The organism is Agrobacterium sp. AGB01 (genome assembly GCF_014851585.1).
Taxonomy (GTDB): domain Bacteria; phylum Pseudomonadota; class Alphaproteobacteria; order Rhizobiales; family Rhizobiaceae; genus Agrobacterium.
Window position 1 is genome coordinate 617,755 of sequence record NZ_JACVAB010000002.1, and the last position, 22,019, is coordinate 639,773.

At 54.8% G+C, this 22,019-nt stretch carries 22 protein-coding genes; 6 read left to right on the top strand and 16 right to left on the bottom strand.

The genetic code is table 11. From position 1 onward, the window contains the following. Positions 1-79 precede the first annotated feature (79 nt). The 7 genes from IB237_RS09635 to lgt form a co-directional block, all read right to left on the bottom strand. On the bottom strand, positions 80-2,350 hold the full coding sequence (locus IB237_RS09635; protein WP_192488422.1) for a methyl-accepting chemotaxis protein: 2,271 nt from the start codon (positions 2,348-2,350) through the stop codon (positions 80-82). A gap of 169 nt (positions 2,351-2,519) precedes the next feature. After that, positions 2,520-3,452: a ribose-phosphate pyrophosphokinase gene (locus IB237_RS09640; protein WP_192488423.1), complete on the bottom strand. Its 933-nt coding sequence runs from the start codon at positions 3,450-3,452 to the stop codon at positions 2,520-2,522. Between the two features lie 208 nt (positions 3,453-3,660). After that, the gene (locus IB237_RS09645) at positions 3,661-4,437 is read right to left on the bottom strand and encodes a hypothetical protein (RefSeq protein WP_246787769.1); all 777 of its coding nucleotides are present in this window, start codon (positions 4,435-4,437) and stop codon (positions 3,661-3,663) included. Between the two features lie 100 nt (positions 4,438-4,537). After that, positions 4,538-5,689, bottom strand: a complete 1,152-nt coding sequence (locus tag IB237_RS09650) for a Xaa-Pro peptidase family protein (protein WP_192488424.1) — start codon at positions 5,687-5,689, stop codon at positions 4,538-4,540. A gap of 2 nt (positions 5,690-5,691) precedes the next feature. Next, positions 5,692-6,486: a peptidoglycan editing factor PgeF gene (gene pgeF, locus IB237_RS09655; protein WP_192488425.1), complete on the bottom strand. Its 795-nt coding sequence runs from the start codon at positions 6,484-6,486 to the stop codon at positions 5,692-5,694. A gap of 144 nt (positions 6,487-6,630) precedes the next feature. Continuing rightward, positions 6,631-7,731 (bottom strand): class I SAM-dependent methyltransferase, encoded by a 1,101-nt coding sequence (locus IB237_RS09660; protein WP_192488859.1) that lies wholly within the window; start codon positions 7,729-7,731, stop codon positions 6,631-6,633. A gap of 15 nt (positions 7,732-7,746) precedes the next feature. After that, positions 7,747-8,595: a prolipoprotein diacylglyceryl transferase gene (lgt, locus tag IB237_RS09665; protein WP_371815278.1), complete on the bottom strand. Its 849-nt coding sequence runs from the start codon at positions 8,593-8,595 to the stop codon at positions 7,747-7,749. A gap of 237 nt (positions 8,596-8,832) precedes the next feature. Here lgt and IB237_RS09670 point away from each other — a divergent pair, with 237 nt between their 5' ends. The 4 genes from IB237_RS09670 to IB237_RS09685 all read left to right on the top strand — a co-directional run bounded on the left by IB237_RS09670 (position 8,833) and on the right by IB237_RS09685 (position 11,292). Beyond that, positions 8,833-9,093 (top strand): accessory factor UbiK family protein, encoded by a 261-nt coding sequence (locus tag IB237_RS09670; protein ID WP_192488426.1) that lies wholly within the window; start codon positions 8,833-8,835, stop codon positions 9,091-9,093. A 462-nt stretch (positions 9,094-9,555) separates the two neighbouring features. Further along, positions 9,556-10,056: a YbjN domain-containing protein gene (locus IB237_RS09675; protein WP_192488427.1), complete on the top strand. Its 501-nt coding sequence runs from the start codon at positions 9,556-9,558 to the stop codon at positions 10,054-10,056. 1 nt (position 10,057) lies between these two features. Further along, positions 10,058-10,876, top strand: coding sequence for a pyrroline-5-carboxylate reductase (gene proC, locus IB237_RS09680; RefSeq protein ID WP_192488428.1), 819 nt, complete (start codon positions 10,058-10,060; stop codon positions 10,874-10,876). Between the two features lie 74 nt (positions 10,877-10,950). Continuing rightward, positions 10,951-11,292 carry a tRNA-binding protein gene (locus IB237_RS09685; protein WP_192488429.1) on the top strand — a complete coding sequence of 114 codons (342 nt, stop codon included), beginning with the start codon at positions 10,951-10,953 and terminating at the stop codon, positions 11,290-11,292. Positions 11,293-11,356: 64 nt separating this feature from the next. On the opposite strand, the gene IB237_RS09690 is transcribed toward IB237_RS09685, so the two are convergent. The 4 genes from IB237_RS09690 to IB237_RS09705 all read right to left on the bottom strand — a co-directional run bounded on the left by IB237_RS09690 (position 11,357) and on the right by IB237_RS09705 (position 14,867). Next, the gene (locus tag IB237_RS09690) at positions 11,357-12,736 is read right to left on the bottom strand and encodes an ATP-binding protein (RefSeq protein ID WP_192488861.1); all 1,380 of its coding nucleotides are present in this window, start codon (positions 12,734-12,736) and stop codon (positions 11,357-11,359) included. A 59-nt stretch (positions 12,737-12,795) separates the two neighbouring features. Then, positions 12,796-13,509 carry a response regulator gene (locus IB237_RS09695; RefSeq protein WP_192488430.1) on the bottom strand — a complete coding sequence of 238 codons (714 nt, stop codon included), beginning with the start codon at positions 13,507-13,509 and terminating at the stop codon, positions 12,796-12,798. Between the two features lies 1 nt (position 13,510). Beyond that, positions 13,511-14,008 (bottom strand): MarR family winged helix-turn-helix transcriptional regulator, encoded by a 498-nt coding sequence (locus IB237_RS09700; protein ID WP_192488431.1) that lies wholly within the window; start codon positions 14,006-14,008, stop codon positions 13,511-13,513. Positions 14,009-14,255: 247 nt separating this feature from the next. Then, positions 14,256-14,867: a DUF1236 domain-containing protein gene (locus IB237_RS09705; protein WP_192488862.1), complete on the bottom strand. Its 612-nt coding sequence runs from the start codon at positions 14,865-14,867 to the stop codon at positions 14,256-14,258. 214 nt (positions 14,868-15,081) lie between these two features. Here IB237_RS09705 and IB237_RS09710 point away from each other — a divergent pair, with 214 nt between their 5' ends. Beyond that, complete coding sequence (locus tag IB237_RS09710) at positions 15,082-15,726, top strand: MBL fold metallo-hydrolase (protein WP_192488432.1); 645 nt, start codon at positions 15,082-15,084, stop codon at positions 15,724-15,726. 185 nt (positions 15,727-15,911) lie between these two features. Here the strand turns inward: IB237_RS09710 and IB237_RS09715 are convergent, their stop codons facing one another. From IB237_RS09715 to IB237_RS09735, 5 genes are all read right to left on the bottom strand, one after another. Continuing rightward, positions 15,912-16,127, bottom strand: a complete 216-nt coding sequence (locus tag IB237_RS09715) for a cold-shock protein (protein WP_003494703.1) — start codon at positions 16,125-16,127, stop codon at positions 15,912-15,914. Positions 16,128-16,574: 447 nt separating this feature from the next. Continuing rightward, positions 16,575-17,471 (bottom strand): DMT family transporter, encoded by an 897-nt coding sequence (locus IB237_RS09720; RefSeq protein ID WP_192488433.1) that lies wholly within the window; start codon positions 17,469-17,471, stop codon positions 16,575-16,577. 198 nt (positions 17,472-17,669) lie between these two features. Next, entirely contained in the window at positions 17,670-18,863 is a 1,194-nt protein-coding gene (locus IB237_RS09725) for a PQQ-dependent sugar dehydrogenase (RefSeq protein WP_192488434.1), read from the bottom strand. A gap of 205 nt (positions 18,864-19,068) precedes the next feature. After that, a complete protein-coding gene (locus tag IB237_RS09730) occupies positions 19,069-19,389 on the bottom strand; it encodes a hypothetical protein (protein WP_192488435.1) in 321 nt (106 codons plus the stop codon). Between the two features lie 130 nt (positions 19,390-19,519). Beyond that, positions 19,520-20,443, bottom strand: a complete 924-nt coding sequence (locus IB237_RS09735) for an EAL domain-containing protein (RefSeq protein WP_192488436.1) — start codon at positions 20,441-20,443, stop codon at positions 19,520-19,522. A gap of 254 nt (positions 20,444-20,697) precedes the next feature. Here IB237_RS09735 and IB237_RS09740 point away from each other — a divergent pair, with 254 nt between their 5' ends. Further along, on the top strand, positions 20,698-21,900 hold the full coding sequence (locus IB237_RS09740; RefSeq protein ID WP_192488863.1) for a pyridoxal phosphate-dependent aminotransferase: 1,203 nt from the start codon (positions 20,698-20,700) through the stop codon (positions 21,898-21,900). Positions 21,901-22,019 lie beyond the last annotated feature (119 nt).

Here is a 22,019-nt window from a genome sequence, read left to right on the forward strand (position 1 = left end):
GGAGGGCAAAAATGGCGCCTGAAACAAAAAGGCCGGAGTGGATGCTCCGGCCTTTTTCATTCCTGATCTTTGCTATGGCTTACGCAGCGTAGCGGTTTTCCGACTGGATCTGGCGACGCACCGAGAACTGGCTGATCTGGGCGTTGAGGCTGTCTGCCTCATTGGCCAGCGCAAAGGCGGAGGCGGTGGTTTCCTCGACCATTGCCGCGTTCTGCTGGGTGACCTGATCCAGCGAGTTGACGGATGCATTGATCTCGCCGAGACGCAGCGACTGGTCACGCGATGCGGTGGCAATGGCGCCAATATGATCGTTCACGGAGCGAATGCGACCCTGAATGTGCTCGAGGCTTTCACCGGTCTTCAGAACCAGCGCTACACCGCCTTCAACGTCCTGTGCGGAGGCTGCAATTAGTTGCGAGATATCGCGTGCTGCGGCCGCTGATTTCTGCGCCAGTTCACGCACTTCCTGTGCAACGACCGCAAAGCCCTTGCCGGCTTCGCCAGCGCGCGCAGCCTCTACACCGGCATTGAGGGCGAGAAGGTTGGTCTGGAAAGCGATCTGGTCGATCACATCAATGATCTGACGGATCTTGGACGATGAGGATTCGATGCGTTCCATGGCGACGATGGCTTCACGGACCACCTCGGTCGACTTGTGCGCGCCATCCATCGTTTCTGCGGTTGCCTGAACGGCAATGTTGCAACGGCTCAGCGCGTCATTGACGGTCTGGGTCATATCACCCAGTGCAGCGGCGGCTTCTTCCAGGGCCGCTGCCTGACGTTCTGTTCTGTGCGACAAGTCCTGTGAAGCGCTTTTCAACTCGCCGGAACCGGCATGGATGGTGTTTGCACTGCTGCCGATATTGGCAATGGTGGCTTCGAGCCCTGCAACCGAGTTGTTGAAGTCAACACGCAGGTGGTCGAGAGACGGCACGAACGGGCGGTCGATACGCAGATCGAGTTTGCCGTTGGAGAGGTTTGCAAGACCGGTGGCCAGAGCCGACACCGCGTCTTCCAGTTCCTTGGCGCTGCGTGCCTTTTCCGTTTCGCGCTGCTGGCGCTCTTCATCCAGCTCTTCGCTCTTGCGGGCGGAATCTTCTTCCATGCGTTCTTTTTCGATCAGGCCCTGGCGGAAAGATTCCAGTGCTTTGGCCATGACGCCAATTTCATCGCCACGGGAAACCGCTTTGATGTCAATGGACTTGTCGCCTTCGTTCAGGCGATTCATCAGCTTTGCCAGTTCGGTGAGCGGCTTGGTCAGACCCGAGGACACTAGAATGCCGATCAGGGTCATTATGCCGAGCACGGCGAGCGTGGCAATGAACGCTGAGAAGGCGAGGTTGTTGGCAGATGCCAGTACCTTGCTTTCAGCCTGGCCGGTGGCAAGCAGATGCTTCTCACCAAAAATCGTCACCGGAGCGTATGCAAAGAAGGTGCGGTTGCTGCCGTTGCTGGCAAAAACCGAGCCGGTTTCGCTACTTGCGGCGGCGGCGATCAGTTCCTGTGGCACCGGCGCGTTTGCACCACCGGAGACAACGCCGGAGCGGAAGGCGCCCTTTTCATTCAGCAGGAATGCATCGTCAATCGATGTGCCGATGCCCTCTGGCGTGACGACAGACGCGACGCGGTCTGCCGATACGCGGATGATGACAACACCTTTGCGCAGCACCTGGCCCCAGGACGAAATGGCAAGTGGCATGCCGATATAGGTCGAGGCGTTTGCACCTGTGCCGTTGAATGTGCCTTTGTGGACAACACCGTCCTGTCCGGCAGCGATACGGTCATGCAATTCCTTAATCGCTTCATTCCCTGGTTCGGAAATATTGGTCAGGAAGTTGCTCTCCTTGGCGACGGAGTAGATGATGAGGCCATTCTTGTCGACGACGTAGATGTCGCTGACACGGGCATTGCGCCAGTTGCTGGCAATCGTTCCGTTGATGGTGGCGTGCTGAATGCCGTAGAGCAGTTTCAGCTTTTCCCCATCGAATGCGACGCGTTGTTCAACTGGAATATCGGTGCGGCGGAAGGATTTGATGACTTCATCACGTTCGGTTGCGATGATGTTGGTCATTGTTTCTGTTGCCTGGGCAAGGGCACTGTTCTGTGCAATCTCGGCCAGGGTTTGCTCCACCCGGTCTGTGTAGGCCGAAAGCTGCTTTGCCTGATTTTGCTCAACGGTTTCAAGGCGCAATTTGCTTGCGTCAATCAGACCGGCCTTGCCTGTTTGATAGGACAACAGGCCGACAGAAAGGCATGAAACCAGCGTTGCTCCCGTTACCAAAGCCGCAAATTTTGTCTTGATAGACAAGGAACTGCGCTTGGTAACCTCCCGCGATGTGCCAACAGGCATGAACTTACCCCCTCCAGTGAGAACACGATTGGGGAAAGTCTTCGCAGCAATTGCTTTCGAGGGCGTTAAATATCGCTATATTGTATGATAATTATTCGCTTTTTACGGGAAGGTGCGCGTATTACGCGCACCTTCCCGAGGTCGGATAGACCAACCGGTTTTGCGAATATCAGTCAAACAGACCGGATACGGACTGTTCCTGTGCGGTTCTGTTGATAGCTTCACCCAACAGGTTGGCCGTCGAAACAACACGAATGTTGTGAGCGGACTGCACGGACGTGGTTGGCTGAATGCTGTCGGTTATGACGAGCTCACGCAGTTTGGAAGAGGCGATACGCGCCACTGCGCCACCTGATAGAACGCCGTGCGTGATGTAAGCTGTTACGCTTGTTGCACCGTTCTTGAGCAGAGCTTCAGCGGCGTTGCACAGCGTGCCGCCGGAATCGACGATGTCGTCGATGAGGATGCAATCCTTGCCATTGACGTCACCAATAACGTTCATGACTTCGGATTCACCTGGACGGTCACGGCGCTTGTCAACGATTGCCAGCAGACAGTCGAGACGTTTGGCCAGAGAGCGGGCACGAACAACGCCGCCAACGTCTGGAGATACGACCATGACGTTTTTCAGGTCATAGTGTTCTTTCACATCGCGAGCGAGGATTGGAACAGCAAACAGATTGTCTGTCGGTATATCGAAGAAACCCTGGATCTGGCCAGCGTGCAGGTCCAGCGTCAAAACGCGGTCGGCACCAGCCTCGGTGATGAGGTTTGCCACCAGCTTTGCCGAGATCGGTGTGCGGGGGCCCGCTTTACGATCCTGACGCGCATAGCCGAAATAGGGGAGAACGGCAGTGATACGCTTTGCGGAGGACCGGCGCATCGCGTCGATCATGATCAGCAGTTCCATCAGGTGATCGTTCGCCGGGAACGATGTTGACTGAACGATGAACACGTCTTCACCGCGAACATTCTCGCTGATTTCGACGAAAATTTCCTGGTCAGCAAACCGCCTTACAGTGGCATTTCCGAGAGGAACATTAAGATACTTGCAGATCGCTTCGGCGAGATGCCGGTTCGAATTGCCTGCGAAAACCTTCATTGCGGCCCGCCTGTTACCATGCCATCGCGTGAGAGATCATAAGGATATACCTCGTGACCGGTGCGTTATTCAAGGGAAGGGACACCCGGCTCTAAAACGCCGCCGGACATGCCTTATTGCCATGCGCGCCTTAATAGCGCCGTTGGTCGTGAATGCAAGGGGTGAAGCGGATTTGCTCACGTTTTTCATGAATTCTTTTTGACAAAACTCACCCAGCGTTCGCATTGCGCCATGCCATGTACTCGTTAAGCGTTCTATTGGCGATGGATTCCATCGCGGCTGGTGTTACCGCCGCCCAAGGATCACTGCCTCTGCCCGACACGCTTTCCTGTCCCTGCAGACGGTGCAGACGGGCGCCATTGTTATCCAGCACATCCCACACAAAGACGATTGTCACTTTGCCGCCATCCGGGAAGGCGGAGAAGTAACCTTTGAGAATATGGTCGCTTGCCGTGTCGTTGGAACTGCGGATCGTCAAGCCTTTGGCGCGGGCTTCTGCGCCGAGTTGCCGTGACAACGGTGTGACGGCCTGAACCGGCGCGCCGATGATTGGCAAGAAACGAATGCTGCCGGACGATGACGCGGGCGCCAGCGACGCGCTCTGCTGCTGCTGCTGTTGTGGTGGTTGCAACTGCTGTTGTTGCTGAACAGGCGGCTCTGACGTTACCGGCTGCTGATAGTCCTGATATTGCCCGGCACCGTTAGACAGGGCGTGCGCCTGCGCATCCAGCGTGTTTTGTGGACGGTAGGTCTGCCGTTGCGGCGGCTGGTAAGCCGTCTGGGTGTCTGCGGCAGCAGAGGCGCGATCAAGATCGTTTTGCGTCAAGGGAGTAGACGATGGCTGCAGCCCTTCGCCAATACCGACCTGTGGCGTGAGTGCATCGGACGTGTTGCAGGCTGCAAGAGCGAATGTAAGGCCGGGAATGGCCAACATGGTCGTCAGCCGCCTCATACGCGGTTTTTCCTCATCGTCAGTCTCCGTCATCTTTGCCTTGCCGGATATCGGTGAGGATATCGCAACGAAGCACATCTGCCCGGCGGCAATGTATGGGCGTCAAGCCGGTTATGTCAAATCAACGGTTCTCTTAGACTGCAATCAAATCCAGCGTATGGCGCGACAGCGAGACGGGCGCATCGGTTGTGGTCAGATAGGTCTGGCCGAGGGTCATGGCGATGCCGCTATCAGAATCCATGATGATCATATGTACGAACAGGGTCATGTCAGGCAGGATTTCCTGGGTGTTGCCGGCATGGAACATCTGGTGTTCCATCCACGAGGGCGAAAAACGTGCGCCGAGTGAATAACCGCAAGCGTTGAGGCGGTGCCGTGTCAGTCCACGCTCATCCATGATCCGGGCATGAGTATCGAACACATCGCCAAATGTCTTGCCCGGCCTCAGGACCTCTTCGATGGCAATGATATTCTCGTGGGAGGCGTTGTATAGCTCCTTCTGACGGAAGTCTGGCGTGCCGATGACGACGGTGCGCATCATCGCAGCGTGGTAATGTGCGCTTACCCCGGCCCATTCCAGTGTCAGTTGGTCTTTTTCCTCCAGAGTACGGCGGCCGGCCTTGTAACGGCAAAGAAGGGCGTCCTGACCAGATCCGATAATGAACTCGTTGGCGGGGTAATCGCCGCCGCCGGCAAAGACGGCACCCTGCATGGCAGCCAGAATATCGGCCTCGCTACCACCGGCGCGGATCAGCGGAAGGGCAGCATCCAGCGCATCATCCGCCAGTTCGCCAGCGCGTTTGGCATACACAATTTCCTCGGCGCTTTTGACAAGACGCAGTCCGCTGACCAGATAGGACGCGTCGCTGATCTGGCAGAAAGTGGCCAGCTGGTTATCAAGCAGCTTTGCGACGCGGCCAGTCATGCCATGGGTGTCATATTCAATGCCAACCTTGGCGCCGAGCAGATCCATTTCGCTCAGCAGGTTTTTCAGGTCCAGCGTCGGATCGGCGTTCAGCCTGTCCACCCATATGGTAATGTTCTCAATATTGGAGGTTTGACGGGCCTGCCGCAGATCTGCAGAGCGCGTCAACAGCGTCATGGTTCCATCGGACTTCACAATCAGGGTCTGGAAAAAGCAGTAGCCGAATGTGTCATAGCCGGTCAGCCAATACATGCTTTCCTGCGCAAACAACAAAAGCGCATCGAGATTTTCCGCCTTCATCCGCTCTATCAGGCGGGTGCGGCGGCTTTCGAATTCTCCTGTCGTGAAGTGCAGTGCCATGATTAGCTCTCCGTGATTGCAATTGCGGAAATCTGCCGACCGTAATCCGGCTCGGCGGCATGTGTCGTGCGACGATAGGAGAAGAACAGCTCCTTATCGGGGTAGGTGCAGATGTCGAGGGAGTGCGCCTTTACGCCAGCGTTCAACAACCGGTCTACCGTCAGTCGCTGCAGGTCGAACATCGCGTAGCCGGGTTTGTCGGAGGCGCTGAAATAGGTCTGGTAGGCGGGATCGTAGCTCAGGAAACGATCAATGAATTCTGGCCCGACCTCATAGTTTTTCTGGCTGATCGACGGGCCAAGGCAGGCGATGATGTGTTCACGCCGTGCACCAAGGTCGACCATGGCTTCGATGGTGTTTTCCAGCACGCCGCCGAGTGCACCTTTCCAGCCAGCATGAGCCGCACCGATAACGCCAGCTTCGGGATCCGAAAACAGTATAGGGCCACAATCGGCGCTCAATACACCAAGCACGATGCCGGGTGTTCTGGTGACCAGCGCGTCGCATTGAGGACGCTCACCATCGAAATGGCTGTCGACGGTTGTCACATCTGGGGAGTGAACCTGATGGACGGTTGCAAGCCGTTCCAGCGGCAGGCCAAACCAGTTTGCAACACGAGTACGGTTTTCAATGACGGCTTCCTGATCATCCTGCGAGCCGAGCCCGACATTCAGTCCGCGATAGATACCGTGTGAAACCCCGCCTTGCCGGGTGAAAAAACCATGGCGTATTGCGCCACTTGAACCTGATGAGAGCAGGGGGCTTTCTATCGGCAGAGGCATGTGCTCATCCTGCATGATATCGGGTTTCCTTGATTGAATGCGATTGAAACGGGACGGGATGACCCGGTGATGACAAAACTCCCTGAATTCACCCTGGCGGGTGCCCGTGCAGTTTTACTGCTTCGTTTTTTTGATGTTGAACAGCGTGAGCGTTCCCTGTCAATCCACCGCTCGGAATGGAAGCAGATGAAGGTTCGGACTTGAAACGGCAAGCACCTTGAACAGTTCCCCCATTCGTCCTGCACCTTCACCGGCCAGTCTCGATACGGATTCCGTGATTGCCTTGGCCTGTTCGGGTGTTGCATTGCGGGCCAGGGCCGTGGCGCGTTCAGCCAATCCAAGCCCGTACAGAAAGTCACCCTGATGCAGGCAGCCATTGATATGTACGCCGAGATCGCGCGCCGTTTGTGCTAGATGCTGGAAATCGACATGGCTTGTCAGGTCGGCTTCGCCGGGGTGATCAAGCGGTGGGTCGAACTCATGCATGCGCAGCGCCTGCAATGTGTCGCCAAAACCGGTCACAAGGTGGCCGTAGTCGATGATCAGTGCCGTACCGTTTTCGTTTTTCAACCGCTCGCAGATGGTAATCATCACGCTTTCGCGCGCAGGCGAATATTCGAAAATCGTGCCGACAGGCTCTTTCTCCGGTGCAAGCGGTAGCAGGTCCGGATCAATGCCCGCTGCACCTGTGGTGAATGCCAGATTGTCGTCAGCATCCAGCCCGACAAGTCTTTCGCGGAAGCCGTGGCCTGTCTTTATGAACTGTCGGATCGGAATGGCGTCGAACAATTCATTGGCGGCAATTAACGTGAAGCCTGCCGGTACCTCATCAAAACTGCTGTGCCAGCTGACTTTGCCATCATGGGCCTGCAACGTCTGTTGCTGGATTTCGGTCAGCCTCGGGCTGGTTTCCACCAGGTGCACGGTGCAGGTTTCGTAAAGCGGCGGTGCGATGCGGGAGATCACCCGCAACATATCTGCCATCATGGTGCCGCGTCCGGGACCGATTTCAATCAGCCGCGTATTGACAGGTGTGCCATGCCGCTGCCAGGCATGCACCATAAAGACGCCGAGCATTTCTCCAAAAAGCTGGCTGATCTCCGGGGCGGTGACGAAGTCGCCGGTCGGGCCAAACGGCTCACGGGTCTTGTAATAGCCGTATTGCGGGTCGGCCAGGCACAGCGAAAAATAATCCGTCACACTCAACGGGCCGCTTATGCGGATCATGGACTTCAGGCGCTCTGCGAGTTGCGTCATCAGTTATGCCTTTCCGCTTCACACGTTGGCCGGTGCCAGACGTGCGCGCAAGATGGCCCAGATGCCGAGTGCCACCATGGGTGTGGAAAGAACCATGCCCATGGTCAACCAGTTCCCTGCGAGATAACCGAGTTGTGCATCTGGTTCGCGGAAGAATTCCACGAGGATACGCGACAGGCCGTAACCGGTGACAAAGATGCCTGTGACAATGCCAGGTCGTTTCAGGGCATTGAAAACGTGAATGGCAACCACCAGCACGATAAACAGCACCAGACCTTCCAGAGCCGCTTCATAAAGCTGGCTTGGATGGCGTGCAAAGGGACCGCCGGTCGGGAACACGACGGCCCAGGGAGCGTCGCTCAACCGGCCCCACAATTCGCCATTGATAAAGTTGGCGATGCGTCCGAAGAACAGGCCGATCGGTGCCGCAGCTGCAATGATGTCAAACATGCTCCAGATCGGGATTTTGTTGCGCCGCGCAAACAGGAGCATGGCAATGGTTGTGCCGGTCAGGCCGCCATGGAAGGACATGCCGCCATTCCATATCTCGAAAGCGCGCAAGGGATTGGCTGCAACTGACGGAAAATCATAGACCAATATATATCCGAGGCGTCCGCCAAGTACGATGCCCGCTGTTGCCCAGACGATGAAGTCATCAAGGTGGGCGACGGTGATGGGCGAGGTGTTGCCGGGCCACAAGGTGTTTTTCCGGGTGAGGTGACGCGCATAAAGCCACCCAAGCATGATGCCAACGACATAAGCCAGTCCATACCAGTGAACGGCCAAAGGCCCGATGGAGATGGCAATCGGATCGATTTGCGGAAAAGGCATGATCGAAAGTGATGTCGCGGCTGGATACAAACTCATGTCCCATCAATTTGTTATTGTGCGGTAGATTTCCTGCATGGAAGTGCATTTATCTGCCGGGAGCCGGAAGATGGCGATTGAATAGGAACGGGTCAAGGCGATTTTTGGGCACAATTTTTCCCTGATATGCAACCGTGCCGCTGCTTTCGATTTTACTTGCATAGAGGCATGGGAGTGCCTACCTGAAATTCATGGTTTTTGCTGGCCGTCGCGGCCCGGAAGAAAGGATGTTTCGTCATGAGTACAGGACCGAATCGTATTGTGGATGAATTCGCCAAGCTGGTGACGGATGCGGCAGGTGCCGCACAGAGCGTGCGCAAGGAAGTCGAGACCGCTTTTCACGCACAGGCAGACCGCTGGTTGAGCGGTCTTGATCTGGTGAAGCGCGAAGAGTTCGAGGTTGTCCGCGAAATGGCGATCAAGGCGCGCGACGAAAATGACGCTTTGCAGGCGCGCATCGAAGCGCTTGAGGCGAAAATCGCAGAGCTGTCCAAATAATCCTGCCGGGTCATTACCCGTTGATTCTGTTGAATGCCGGGCCGGTTTGGTCCGGCATTTTTGATTCCTGGGCCTCGTCCGGAGATGTCCACAGGCCGGTTTGGGCATTCGAATCTGTTATTTGGCGTCAATAGATAAAAAAATCTGAAAATTTTCCGGTCTGTGGACATTGGCGAAAAGTTCAATCGCCAGAGTCGGTTATGACTCTGAACTGATATCGCGTCACAACTTCTATCCACTGCCTATTCCGCAAATTAGCAAAGGAGGGGGTGGCAGCCGGACTCGGTCGTTATACACTGATTTTAAATGATGATTCGAAACGAACCTGGTAAGCTCCAGACAGGGTGACTGCGTTATTCTGGCGGCTCGGGCAATCGTCCCAAATGTTGTGTCGGGTGTATGTGTGAGTTTTGTTCCTTGTGTACGAAACTGCGCAATCCATTCCGGTTGAGAAGGTGCCGTATGAGCCTAGTGGAAATTGAAGCTGAACGTCAGACGAACCCGGTTGATATGATCGAGTTCGTCGCCTCCTTGAACGACTGGTCGTTCGAGCGATCCGGTGAAGACGAGATTGCCATGACGGTGGAAGGACGCTGGACGGATTATCACGTCTCGTTCTCGTGGATGGAACAGTTCGAAGCGCTGCATCTTGCCTGCGCTTTCGACATCAAGGTGCCAGAGAGACGGATCAACGAAGTCATTCGTTTGCTGTCGCTCGTCAACGGACAAACGTTGATGGGGCACTTTGATCTGTGGCGTCAGGAAGATGTCGTGATCTTCCGTCAGTCACTGTTGCTTGCCGGCGGCGCAGAGCCAACCAATCAGCAGGTTGAAGTGCTGCTTTCCAGCGCGCTTGACGCTTGCGAAGCCTACTTCCAGGCATTCCAGTTTGTTGTGTGGTCCGGCATGGACGCAAAACAGGCCATGGATGTGGCCCTGTTCGAGACGGTTGGAGAAGCCTGAGATGGTCACGACGACAGGCAGGCCTCTCGTTCTTGTTGGAGCTGGCAATATGGGTGGCGCCATGCTGTCCGGCTGGCTCAAGAAGGGTGTTGCCGGCGCGTCCGTCGTTGTTCTCGATCCCAACCCATCCGACGCCATGAAACGGATGATTGCCGAGGCGGGTGCGACCCACTCGGTTACCCCACCTGATGGCATGACGGCTGGTATCGTGTTTCTTGCGGTCAAGCCGCAACTGATGGATACGGTTCTGCCATCGATCAAGAAGTTGGTTGGCAGTGACACGGTTATCGTGTCGATCGCGGCCGGTAAAACACTGAGCTATCTGGAGACGCAGCTGGGTGCCGCCGCCATGGTGCGTGCCATGCCCAATACACCGGCCATGGTTGGTCGCGGCGTCACAGGCGCTTATGCCAATGCTGCCGTTAGCGAAGAGCAGCGCACTCAGGTTCACAATCTTCTTAAAGTCAGTGGCCCTGTTGAATGGGTTGCTGGCGAGGGCGATATCGATGCCGTCACCGCCGTTTCCGGCAGTGGTCCGGCCTATGTCTTTTATCTCGTGGAATGCATGGCGGAGGCTGGTCGGAAACTTGGCCTGCCTGCGGACCTCGCTATGCGACTTGCGCGAGAGACTGTCGCGGGGGCTGGTGAACTGCTTCATCAGTCCCCCGAAGACGCGTCTCGCCTAAGACAGAATGTGACATCGCCCGGCGGCACGACCGCCGCCGCCCTGTCGGTGCTGATGGCGCCGGAGGGCATGCAGCCGCTTTTTGACGAAGCCATCGCTGCGGCCCGTAAGCGGGCAGAAGAACTTGCCAACTGAAGCGGGGGCCCTTGCCCTGTGATTTAGGGTTCGGGTTGCTTCATTTCACTGCGCAGAATTGTGGGTAGGATTTCATGTCTCAAGAGATAAGCTACGCTGACTTTGAAAAGGTCGACATCCGCGTTGGAACGATCATTGAGGCAGAACCTTTTCCTGAAGCACGCAAACCGGCTTTCAAACTCAAGATAGATTTTGGTGCCGAGATCGGCGTCAAGAAATCATCCGCACAGATCACCGTGCATTATACTCTCGAGAACCTTGTCGGCCGACAGGTGTTGGCGGTTGTGAATTTTCCGCCGCGTCAGATCGGCCCTGTGCGTTCCGAAGTTTTGACGCTCGGCTTTGCTGATGCAAATGGCGACATCGTGCTGGCGGCGGTTGAGCAGCCGGTGCCGAACGGCCAGAAGATGTGCTGAGACGCACGTATCACCTGACAAAGCTCTTATCCGTCCCGTGCTTAAGATCGCATACTGCTGTGTGTTAAGCTGGGATTCTGACGATGACGCGAAGTCCGCCGAGCGGGCTGTTATCCAGCGTCACCTCACCACCATGGCTGATGGCAATATCCTTGACGATCGACAGACCAAGGCCGGTTCCTGACGAGTTGAGGTTGCGGGCCTCATCCAGCCGGAAGAAAGGCTTAAACACGTCTTCGCGCAGGTCTTCCGGAATACCGGGACCATCATCATCAAATGTCAGAATAACGGATTTTGGAGCGTGTCGCACATCGACATGCAGCGTATTGGCATAACGCTGGGCATTGCCGGCAATGTTGCCGATAAGCCTTGCAAATGCGTTGGGCCGGGCCGCGATCACGTCACTTCCGTAGATATTGTAGGTCATGACCTTGTCGTGCAGGTCAAAATCGATGCGCAGTTTTTCCAGAACCTGTGAGATGGCCAGTTTGCCTATATCTTCTTCTGCGCCATCCCGGGCGAAGGTGAGGTAGGCTTCCAGCATCGACTGCATGTCATCGACATCACGGTCCAGTTCTTCCAGTCCGGCACTTTCACCTGCCAGCGCCAACTGCAGCTTGAAGCGCGTCAGAATGGTGCGAAGGTCATGACTGACGCCATTCAGCATTGCGGTGCGTTGCTCAAGCTGTCTTTCAATACGCTCCCGCATCAGAATGAAGGCCAGACCGGCGCGGCGCACTTCATCGGCACCGCGTGGCGTGTACTGCATGATCTTCTGACCCTTGCCGAAGCTTTCTGCAGCCTGCGCCAGCGACAGGATCGGCCGAATTTGGCCACGCAGGAACAGGACGGAAATGCCGACCAGAACCAGGGAGGCGCCAACCATCCAGACAATGAAGATATGGGTGTTGGAGGCGTAGGCCTGGTTGCGGCGGGTGAAGACACGCAAGGTGTGATCTTCAAGCTGGATACGGATTTCGACCAGTGAGCCGTTGCCATAGGTGTCGATCCAGAACGGCTTGCCGATCTGCAATGTGATCTGGTCTTCCAGAATATTGTCGAGGATGGAGAAGTATTGCCTGGGAAGCGGGGCGGGCAGTTCCTGTTTCGGTTCGATGTAGATGCTGAGATCCAGCTTCTCACGGGCAATCCGCACGATGCGTGCCTCATCAGCCTCGTCTTCTTCCGTCTCCAGAATTTCGATAATGGCGGCGATGTCGCGCGTGACCCCGGCAGACAGGCGCTCGGTCACCATTTGCCAGTGACGTTCCATCACAAGGGTGACGACAACAGCCTGCAGCAAGATCATCGGCAAGATGATGATCAGCAGAGAACGGGTGTAAAGCCCTGTCGGTAGCCAGTGCCGCAGCCAGCGGGCTGCAAAACGCCACCACGACCAGATGTTGCTGTTCTGAATCTTGTTCATGAAATCAAGGCTCGCCATGGTCGTCATAACCTTTCCGGCGTTCAGATAATGCCTGCGTTCTGGGCTGGCTGGTTATATCAATCGATGCTCAAACGGTAACCGATGCCGCGTACCGTCTGCAAATAGACCGGGTTTGCCGGGTCATCCTCGATCTTGCGGCGCAGGCGGTTGATCTGCACGTCGATAGTGCGTTCTCCAACATCGGCATCGGTGTCTACCAACTCATGGCGTGGAATGGTTTCGCCAGACCGCAGGGCAAACAGCAGCATGATGTCCTGCTCACGATCGGTAAGCCTTATCGTCTCCGGTCCCTTGCGCAGTTCCTTTCGCGGAATGGAGAAGCTGTAAGGACCAAACATCACCTGTTCGATTTTGGGTGTGTCCGGCGATGCATTGCGGCGCAGGATGTTGTTGATACGAAGCACCAGCTCGCGCGGGTCAAATGGCTTTGCAAGGTAATCGTCCGCACCGGCCTCAAGTCCGGCAATACGAGCGTCCGCCTCTGACCGTGCGGTCAGCAGGATGACCGGCACGGATTTGTTCTCGTTGAGCGAGCGGGTGAGGGACAGGCCGTTTTCGCCCGGCATCATCACGTCGAGGATCAACAGGTCGAAACGAATGCCTTCCATTTTGCGACGAGCCTCGGCCGCATCCGCCGCAACGGTGACGCGGTATCCCTTTTCGCCAAGAAAACGCTGGAGCAGTTCACGAATGCGGGCGTCATCATCGACAATCAGCAAATGTGCTGCGTCGTCGGCTGCTGGTTGCTGCTTCTGCTCAGCCTTCGGCATGTCATTCCTCCGCTGCTGTCGGCGCTGGTGTCCGCATGCGTTTCAGAAACTCACGTATGAAGGTGCGTGCTTCCGGTTTCATACCATCAAGCGCATGGTCAATGCGACGGGATTGTGGTTCGCTGAGTGCCAGGGCAAGTTCGCGCCCGGTCAGTGTCGGATAAAGCCTGCGCTGGCGACGGTCTTCCGGGCCCGTCATCTGACGAATATAACCGTCATCGATCAATTGCTTGAGAACGCGCGCCAGGCTCTGTTTGGTGATTTGCAAGGTGTCGAGAAGGTCTGCCACGGTCATGCCCGGATGGCGGCTGACGAAATATACGACACGGTGATGGGCGCGTCCGTAATCCAGCTTTTCCAGAATTGCATCAGGGTCAGACACGAAGTCCCTGTAGGCAAAAAACAAAGCCTCGATTGTTTCAAAATCGATTTTGCCTTCATCCACGCTTGGAAGTTTATGAAGTTCCTTGGCGGCTTTTTTCAGCGACTGCGGTGGCACCGTATTTCCTTACATGTCCAGTCTTCCGAATCCCGGCAGATACTAGCTGAAATTCGATGTTTGCGGGAGGATGCAATCAATCATTTTGTGTTGCCGTGCATAATATGCGGTTGCAACCACATCAATCTGTAAACACAACGTTTTCAGTGACGATTTCTGTGAGGTGCCAGCATTTCAGGTCCTATGTTTAAATGAAAAAGGAGCGCGATCTCTCGCGCTCCTTTTCAAGCCAGAAATGCCTTGGCGTTTATTGATAAATATAAACGATGCGGCGGCTTTCAGGCTCTACCAGTACGGGTACATTGTTTACGCGCACATAACGGTACTGGTAATCCGGGATGGCGATCAGCGGTGCTTCGGCCGGAACCGCGCTACCGATGACAACGTCACCTTGGACCTCGACTTCCTGGGCAGGGTTTTGGTCGATATAGGTGATGATGTTTTCCGGTGGTGTTATCGCATCGATATCCTCGACGCGACCCAGCTTCTCGTCACCTGGACCTGGCTGTGGCACGTTGATGCTGCCAGTTTTCTCGAAAGCGACAACCGGAACATCCAGTTCGGACATATGCTGCTCCAGCACCACTGGTGAACCTTCGTACATCACGTTGAGCTGTTCAGCGTATACCCAGCCGCGCATGCCGTTAATGTCCATGCGGCACCAACTGCTGCCTTCAAGGCATCCATCAAGAACGCCGCTGCTGCCACGGGTGGCAAGGCCAACTTCTTCATATTCTTCGCCGGGGCCGGAACGCACCGAAATATCATCGGCGGTGGTGGCAACCATTGCGGCACTGGCTCCACCTGCCATCAGCGCCAAAAAGCTGCCGGCGATGAGTAGTTTGAGCTTATGCGTCATCATTATCACTCCGTTTATGACTGCGAATAGAACGCCTTTCCGCTGGGCCTGTTCCGGAAACTTACGCATTTTTTCAGTAAGTTTCTGTTTTAACGGCATTCTTTTTGTCTCCTCAAAAGAGGTTGATGTTGGTTGTTGCAGCTACTGGATTGTGTGCTGGAGCGACCCTCCGTATACAAAGGTACCACCTGACCCAGAACCTTTGGAGATGATCATGGGAAAACTTCAGGCCGGGATTATTCCGGTGACGCCGTTTCAGCAAAACTGCACCATTCTGTTTGATGCAGACACCAAAGAGGGCGTGATTGTCGATCCGGGCGGTGATGTTGAAGTGATTGTTCAGACCATCGAAGAAAACGGCATCAGGCTCAAGGAAATCTGGCTGACACATGGTCATCTCGATCATGCTGGTGGTGCCAAGGAGCTGAAAGAAAAACTGTCGCTCGATGTTGTCGGTCCCCACAAGGACGATCTGCCGCTGCTCGAGCGCATTGAAACGCAGGCCGAGAAATACGGCATTGAAGGCCTGCAGAATGTTATCCCTGATCGCTGGCTGGAAGAGGGGCAGACCGTTTCGTTCGGCGAGCATGTATTTGAGGTCTACCACACGCCGGGCCATGCGCCGGGGCATGTGATTTACTACAACCGCGCGCAGGGCTTTGCCCATGTGGGTGATGTGCTGTTTGCCGGTTCTGTCGGACGCACCGATTTGCCCGGTGGCAACCATGATCAGTTGATGGCATCCATTCGCGACAAGCTGTTTCCACTGGGAGACGAGGTCGGCTTTATTTGTGGTCATGGACCAGGTGGCCGTATCGGTGAAGAGCGCCGTACAAACCCTTACCTGCGCGGTCTTTGAAACACCCCATCACGCTTTCCGAAAACCGGTTGCGGTTTTCGGAGGCGACTGCTGAACAGGGGCGTTATAGAGAACTGATGTCTGCGTAGATGTTAAAGCGCAGGTCTTTTGCCAGCCAAATGCCGGCATAAAAAAACCCGGCATTCCTGCCGGGCTTCAACTGGACGGGAAAGTCGTCCTTTGGCTCAGCCGGCAATCTGAAGATTGACTGCTTTTGGGCCTTTGCCGCGACGATCAGGTTCCGTGTCGAAGCTCACTTTCTGGTTTTCTGAAAGACCGGACAGGCCGGAAGCCTGTACAGCAGAGATGTGTACAAAGATATCAGCGCCACCATTGTCTGGCTTGATGAAGCCGAAGCCTTTGTCTGTGTTGAAGAATTTTACGGTGCCAGTCTCGGCCATGCATCAGGTCCTTTTCGCTCTGCCCGTGTTCAGCGTCAGGCAGCATTTCAGTTTTGCCCAAAGGGCGTACGGCAGGCAGTTCTTGAATGGTGAGAAAAGGGACCTCCTTACTCACGAGAAATATATTTGAAGGTTTTCGTCCTTTAATTATTCCCCGTCCGGAGTTTTGGCGCCTCCGGTTCGCATATTATTTAGGTCTTCCCATGCTCGCAAATTGCCCGAACCGCAACAGAGTGCTGTGTTTATAGAAAATTGGCAAGCAAAAGTTTTTATCCGTTGTTTATTCGGATAGCTGTCATCTTATGGCTATGAATCACCGTGTGAGGCTTTTTTTCTATGTTTACGCTAACATCGGAAAAAGCATCGCGCCGTTCGGGAATTTTTATTATTTTACGCGCAAAAAGCGTAGTTTTGGGCGAAAAATCGAAAAAAATTAAAAATACACTTTTATTGCGTGTATACCGCCGACCTTTGTCGGGTGAACTCCGGTACAAGCTCCACAAGCAGTATGGTTGCGAAGATAAGAGCGCATCCAATGTAACCAATGCCGCTCAAGGTTTCACCCAAAAACGCTGCTGCAAACATTGCGGCAAACAGTGCCTCTGATGACAGGAAGATCGCGGCCTGCGGAGCTGTCGTATAACGCTGTCCGATAACCTGCAGTACAAAAGCAAGGCCTGACGATACCAGGCCGACATAGAGGATTTCACGCCACGCGTTGGAAATGGCGTTGAGCGAGAAGGGCTCCATAACGGTTGCCATCAAGCAGCATAATATGGAGCACACGGCGAACTGGACGCAGGAGAGGGCAAGCGGTCGATTGCTCGTGGTGACGAACCGTCCTGCCAGCGTGATCTGGATTGCCCAGAAGAAGGCGCAGATAATCGAGAAGATATCGCCGCCATTCAACTTGCTGAAGGTGCCGCCGGATAGCAGGAAAATCCCGCCCAACATCATCAGCGCGCCGGGCCAGACAATCCAGTGCGGAAAACGGCGATAGACAACAACAGCGATCACCGGAACGAAGATCACGTAAAGGCCGGTCAGAAAGCCACTATTGGTAACCGTAGTCGTCACAAGGCCAATCTGCTGTGTAATGGCGCCACCGAGCAATGCGAGACCGACCAGGCCGAAGCCTGAAAGCTCCTTGCCGGTTGGCAGGCTTTTCATCTTGCGAGCTTCCATCAACGCAAACGGCAATACGGCAAGTGCGGCTATGCCAAATCTCAAGCCAACGAACCAGAAAGGTCCGATATTCTGCATGGCAGTTGATTGTGCAACAAAACCGCCACCCCAAATGGCAGCCGCAAGAAGCAGAATAAGATTTGCCTGAACGCGCGTCATGATTGCCCAAACGATCCATAAGTGCGGGGAACCTGATAACGGTATTCAGCACATATTTATTGCAGATCTGTGATTGTGATGACTTGGCTCTATCAGGTCACAGAACGTCCGGCAAGCTGCCCTAATCGCTTTGATGTGGGCGGCGTTCAACACGTTGCGTTTCATTGTGACCCGCAACGTGCTGATTATTCTCACGGCTCAGGAAGCGTTGGCGCGTGATACTCTTAGAAGAGAACCATTGCTGTCATCGGTCAGGATGAGAAGCGCGCCATCGGGGGCAACGATAACGTCACGCATGCGGCCGTAATCGCCTTTCAGCATACGTTCTTCCGAGGCTATCTTGCCGCTTTCATCTCGCTCCAGTCGCACAAGCAACTGATATTTCAATGCGGTGACAAACAGGCTGCCATCCCATTCCGGGAACATGGCGCCGTGATAAACGGCAATGGCGCCGGGTGCGATCGAGGGATCCCAATAATATTCAGGCTGTATCATACCTTCCTGTGAGGTCCCTCCAGGGAAGTCCTGACCGGAATAATGTTTGCCATAGGAAATGACAGGCCAACCGAAATTGCCACCGGGTTGCGGGATGTTGATTTCATCGCCGCCGCGGGCGCCGTGTTCTACCGTGAACAGGGTGCCGTCTTTGCTGTCGAAAGCCAATCCTTGCGGGTTACGATGGCCAATGGACCAGACCTCTGGCGCACCTTCACCATTTACAGCGTAAGGGTTGTCTGCGGGGACCTTGCCATCTGTCTCGATGCGCAAGATCTTGCCGGCATGGTCCTTAAGATCCTGAGCGCGATCACCATCACCCCGGTCGCCAATGCCGAAGAACAATTTGCCATCGCTGGAGATTGCGATCCGTGAACCAAAATGCTGGCCGGTGCCGGTAAAGCGGTTCATTGCGAATATACGTTCAGCGCCCTCAAGGCGTGAATTGTCTGGCGACAGTTTTGCACGAAACACAGCCGTGCCGCGTCCGCCATCGCCATTGATGGAAGCTGTGAAATAAAGCATTTTGTTTTCAGCAAATTTCGGATCAAGCGCGATGTCGAGCAATCCACCCTGGCCACCAGCCGATATCTCGGGAAGGCCAGCAAGTGGTTCAGACAGTTTGCCGTCCTTGATGATCCTCATCCGACCGGCACGTTCGGTGACGATATAAGAGCCATCCGGCAACACTTCGACCGACCAAGGATTTTCCAGACCGGATGCCACAACCTGTACCGCAATGTCGGCTTTTTCGGTTTTTTCCTGTCTTGCTTCGTCAGCAGCATAGGAAAAGGTGGGCAGCAGCAGGGAGGCGCTCGCAATCAAAGCGGCCAAAGGTAGGTGGTGCGCTGTGAATTTACCCGGTATCGCGGAGGGGCGATGGCGGCTTTCCGTCATGGATTATCTCCGTTCAGAGCGTAACCCGTGGCAGGCAAACAAGGACCGACCAAGATTATGCATCAAAGTAAAATCTGGAGCGCCAGTCTTTTGTTCGAGAATTCGAATTGCGCCCTTTGGTGTGATACCGGGCTAAATGTGCATTGCTGGCAAAAGGTTTCAACCTTTTGGTGTTCACGACTTGCTGATCGACAGAGTTTTTAGATCAAGTGCGGCGATTAATATGGTCTTTGGCGACGTCCTTCAGGCTTCTGCGTGCCAAGGCTGCGGTTCCGCTCATCATCAGCAAAAAAGAAACAACAAGACATGCCATCAGCACAACACGGTCATTGAGGCCTTCAGACAGCGCCACCGCGCTTGATGGAACAGACTGCATGACCATCGATATCTCGGAGGCGTGGGCAGAGGTGGCAAGGCCGGCTGCCATGGTGACGATAACCGTCAGGGCTGCAATTGCCATCCACAACGAAAACAATGTTCTGCGTGTTCTTACGCGCTGTGCTGTCTGTTGATCTTCAATGAACATGTTTCGATTCCCTCTGTCTTATGAAGGGAATAAAGGCTGTGATGTGGACTGCTTGGCGACCGAATTTGGACTTTAACCCGCAATTATCATGGTCATATTGTGGCAAGCGGATTGTGAACGTAAAACGCGGTCAATTCTTGCGTTTTCCAAAGGCCCTGGTAGGTCGCAGAATGCGACTTTCCACAGGTGTAACGTCCCGGTAGAGGTGCTGCTGAACATGGTCGACACCGGAGTAGATGATCCGGCCGTGTTCATCGAGTTCGGGGAAACGCTCGTCAAAGGTGGTTGGTGCAAGTTCGGGGCGGGCCAGTGCATATCCCTGCATCAGGTTTACGCCGAGATCGCCGCAAAGTTCGACCTGCCAGTTTTCTTCCAATGCTTCAAAAACCGGCTCTATGCCGTCGTCCATGAACTGCCTGACGATGACCCGCAGCAGTGCAGCCCCCGCCGAGTTGCTCATGAAGTCGCGTACCCAACTGGCTTCAAACTTCACATAGTCCGGCTTGACCAATTTCACGCGCTCAATATCGGAATCGCCCGCGCCATAATCATCAATGGCAACGCGAAAACCTATGGCATGCATATGACTGGCGAAATCGGCGATGAGCTGGGTATCCTCAGCCTTCTTGTCGGAGAACTCGCACACGATGCGATCAGGTGTCATGCCCGCCTCGTGGGCTGCAAGGCGCATGCGTTCCACTTCCTGACGCATCTTTCCCGGCGTGCGGAAAAGGCCGGGATGAAAGTTGACGAAGATACGCGCCTTGCTGCGATCAAGATATCCCGTGTTGAGGATATGCAGGGTGCGCAGCAGACTGTCGATCGCTTCGATATCAACCGGGTTCACCAAGGGGAAAAACTCGGCAGGCGATACCGCCTCGTCAGCCTTGTAGGGGCGCACAAGACCCTCAAAGGAATCGATGTTCAATCGCCCGTTCCCCAACCGCCGGAATATTGGCTGGAGTGCGGATTTCAGCACGAAGGGACCGTAGACTGTTGTCCAGGTGCCATCCGGTTCTTTGGCAAGATTCGAGAAAATGCTCTTTGGGGTCATCGGCCGCTACAATATCAGTTAATATTCGCTTCCGCGCTGGATCGTATATACGATATCGCTAAAGCGTTACCTGGCCGTTAAGCATCAAAAAAACAGCGATGCCATTATGGACCAAGGGACCGAAAAATGACGTCAACCTGTCATATTGCGGTGCTTTTGCGCTTGAAAGCAGGGCAGTCTTTCGACATAGAACATGCCGCAGACGGTGACTTGAAGAGCCTCTGCCGATGTCAACTTCAATAGGACCGATAAAAATGGCCTTCCTTGCCGACATTCTCTCCCGTGTAAAGCCATCCGCAACCATCGCAGTTTCCCAGAAAGCTCGTGAGCTTAAAGCTCAGGGTCGCGACGTTATTGGTCTTGGCGCAGGCGAGCCGGATTTCGATACGCCCGACAATATCAAGGAAGCTGCCATTGACGCGATTAAACGCGGCGAAACCAAATACACGCCAGTTTCGGGTATTCCTGAACTGCGCAAGGCAATTGCCGAAAAGTTCAAGCGCGAAAACGGCCTTGATTACAAGCCTGAGCAGACAATCGTTGGTACCGGTGGAAAGCAGATTCTTTTCAACGCATTCATGGCGACGCTTAACGCCGGTGATGAAGTTGTTATCCCTGCACCTTACTGGGTCAGCTACCCGGAAATGGTTTCCATTTGCGGCGGCACACCGGTTTTCGTCAGCACCACGCTGGAAGACAATTTCAAGCTGAAGCCTGAAGCACTGGAAAAGGCGATTACGCCAAAAACCAAGTGGTTCATCTTCAACTCGCCGTCCAATCCATCGGGCGCTGCTTACAGCCAGGCCGAGCTGAAGGCTCTGACCGACGTGTTGGTCAAGCATCCACATGTCTGGGTTCTGACCGACGACATGTATGAACACTTGACCTATGGTGACTTCAAGTTCGTCACTCCGGTTGAAGTTGAGCCTTCGCTCTACGACCGCACCCTGACCATGAACGGCGTTTCCAAGGCCTATGCCATGACTGGCTGGCGCATTGGTTACGCCGCAGGTCCGCTGCAACTGATCAAGGCCATGGACATGATCCAGGGCCAGCAGACCTCAGGTGCAACATCGATTGCACAGTGGGCGGCTGTTGAGGCGCTGAACGGTACGCAGGATTTCATTCCGGCCAACAAGAAGATCTTCGAAGGCCGTCGTGATCTCGTGGTTTCGATGCTCAACCAGGCCAAGGGTATCAATTGCCCGTCGCCGGAAGGTGCGTTCTACGTTTACCCGTCCTGCGCTGGCCTGATTGGCAAGACCGCACCGTCCGGCAAGGTTCTTGAGACCGATGAGGATTTTGTGTCCGAACTTCTGGAAACAGAAGGCGTTGCCGTGGTTCACGGTTCGGCCTTTGGTCTTGGACCGAACTTCCGCATTTCCTACGCGACGTCGGAAGCGCTTCTCGAAGAGGCGTGCAAGCGCATTCAGCGTTTCTGCGCAGCCTGCAAGTAATTCTGTCTGGTACCAAGGAAAAGCCCGGCCTTCGTGCCGGGCTTTTTCGTTTGTGATGTGATGTACATCAAGCGATGTTTGCACTTTTTGCTTTTTAATAGGATAGTACCGTCCCAAGG

Coding starts and splice junctions, on each gene's coding strand:
- IB237_RS09635 (WP_192488422.1), bottom strand. CDS start 2,350: ATGCCTGTTGGCACATCGCGGGAGGTTACCAAGCGCAGTTCCTTGTCT.
- IB237_RS09640 (WP_192488423.1), bottom strand. CDS start 3,452: ATGAAGGTTTTCGCAGGCAATTCGAACCGGCATCTCGCCGAAGCGATC.
- IB237_RS09645 (WP_246787769.1), bottom strand. CDS start 4,437: ATGACGGAGACTGACGATGAGGAAAAACCGCGTATGAGGCGGCTGACG.
- IB237_RS09650 (WP_192488424.1), bottom strand. CDS start 5,689: ATGGCACTGCACTTCACGACAGGAGAATTCGAAAGCCGCCGCACCCGC.
- pgeF (WP_192488425.1), bottom strand. CDS start 6,486: ATGCAGGATGAGCACATGCCTCTGCCGATAGAAAGCCCCCTGCTCTCA.
- lgt (WP_371815278.1), bottom strand. CDS start 8,595: ATGAGTTTGTATCCAGCCGCGACATCACTTTCGATCATGCCTTTTCCG.
- IB237_RS09670 (WP_192488426.1), top strand. CDS start 8,833: ATGAGTACAGGACCGAATCGTATTGTGGATGAATTCGCCAAGCTGGTG.
- IB237_RS09675 (WP_192488427.1), top strand. CDS start 9,556: ATGAGCCTAGTGGAAATTGAAGCTGAACGTCAGACGAACCCGGTTGAT.
- proC (WP_192488428.1), top strand. CDS start 10,058: ATGGTCACGACGACAGGCAGGCCTCTCGTTCTTGTTGGAGCTGGCAAT.
- IB237_RS09685 (WP_192488429.1), top strand. CDS start 10,951: ATGTCTCAAGAGATAAGCTACGCTGACTTTGAAAAGGTCGACATCCGC.
- IB237_RS09690 (WP_192488861.1), bottom strand. CDS start 12,736: ATGGCGAGCCTTGATTTCATGAACAAGATTCAGAACAGCAACATCTGG.
- IB237_RS09695 (WP_192488430.1), bottom strand. CDS start 13,509: ATGCCGAAGGCTGAGCAGAAGCAGCAACCAGCAGCCGACGACGCAGCA.
- IB237_RS09705 (WP_192488862.1), bottom strand. CDS start 14,867: ATGACGCATAAGCTCAAACTACTCATCGCCGGCAGCTTTTTGGCGCTG.
- IB237_RS09710 (WP_192488432.1), top strand. CDS start 15,082: ATGGGAAAACTTCAGGCCGGGATTATTCCGGTGACGCCGTTTCAGCAA.
- IB237_RS09715 (WP_003494703.1), bottom strand. CDS start 16,127: ATGGCCGAGACTGGCACCGTAAAATTCTTCAACACAGACAAAGGCTTC.
- IB237_RS09720 (WP_192488433.1), bottom strand. CDS start 17,471: ATGACGCGCGTTCAGGCAAATCTTATTCTGCTTCTTGCGGCTGCCATT.
- IB237_RS09725 (WP_192488434.1), bottom strand. CDS start 18,863: ATGACGGAAAGCCGCCATCGCCCCTCCGCGATACCGGGTAAATTCACA.
- IB237_RS09730 (WP_192488435.1), bottom strand. CDS start 19,389: ATGTTCATTGAAGATCAACAGACAGCACAGCGCGTAAGAACACGCAGA.
- IB237_RS09735 (WP_192488436.1), bottom strand. CDS start 20,443: ATGACCCCAAAGAGCATTTTCTCGAATCTTGCCAAAGAACCGGATGGC.
- IB237_RS09740 (WP_192488863.1), top strand. CDS start 20,698: ATGGCCTTCCTTGCCGACATTCTCTCCCGTGTAAAGCCATCCGCAACC.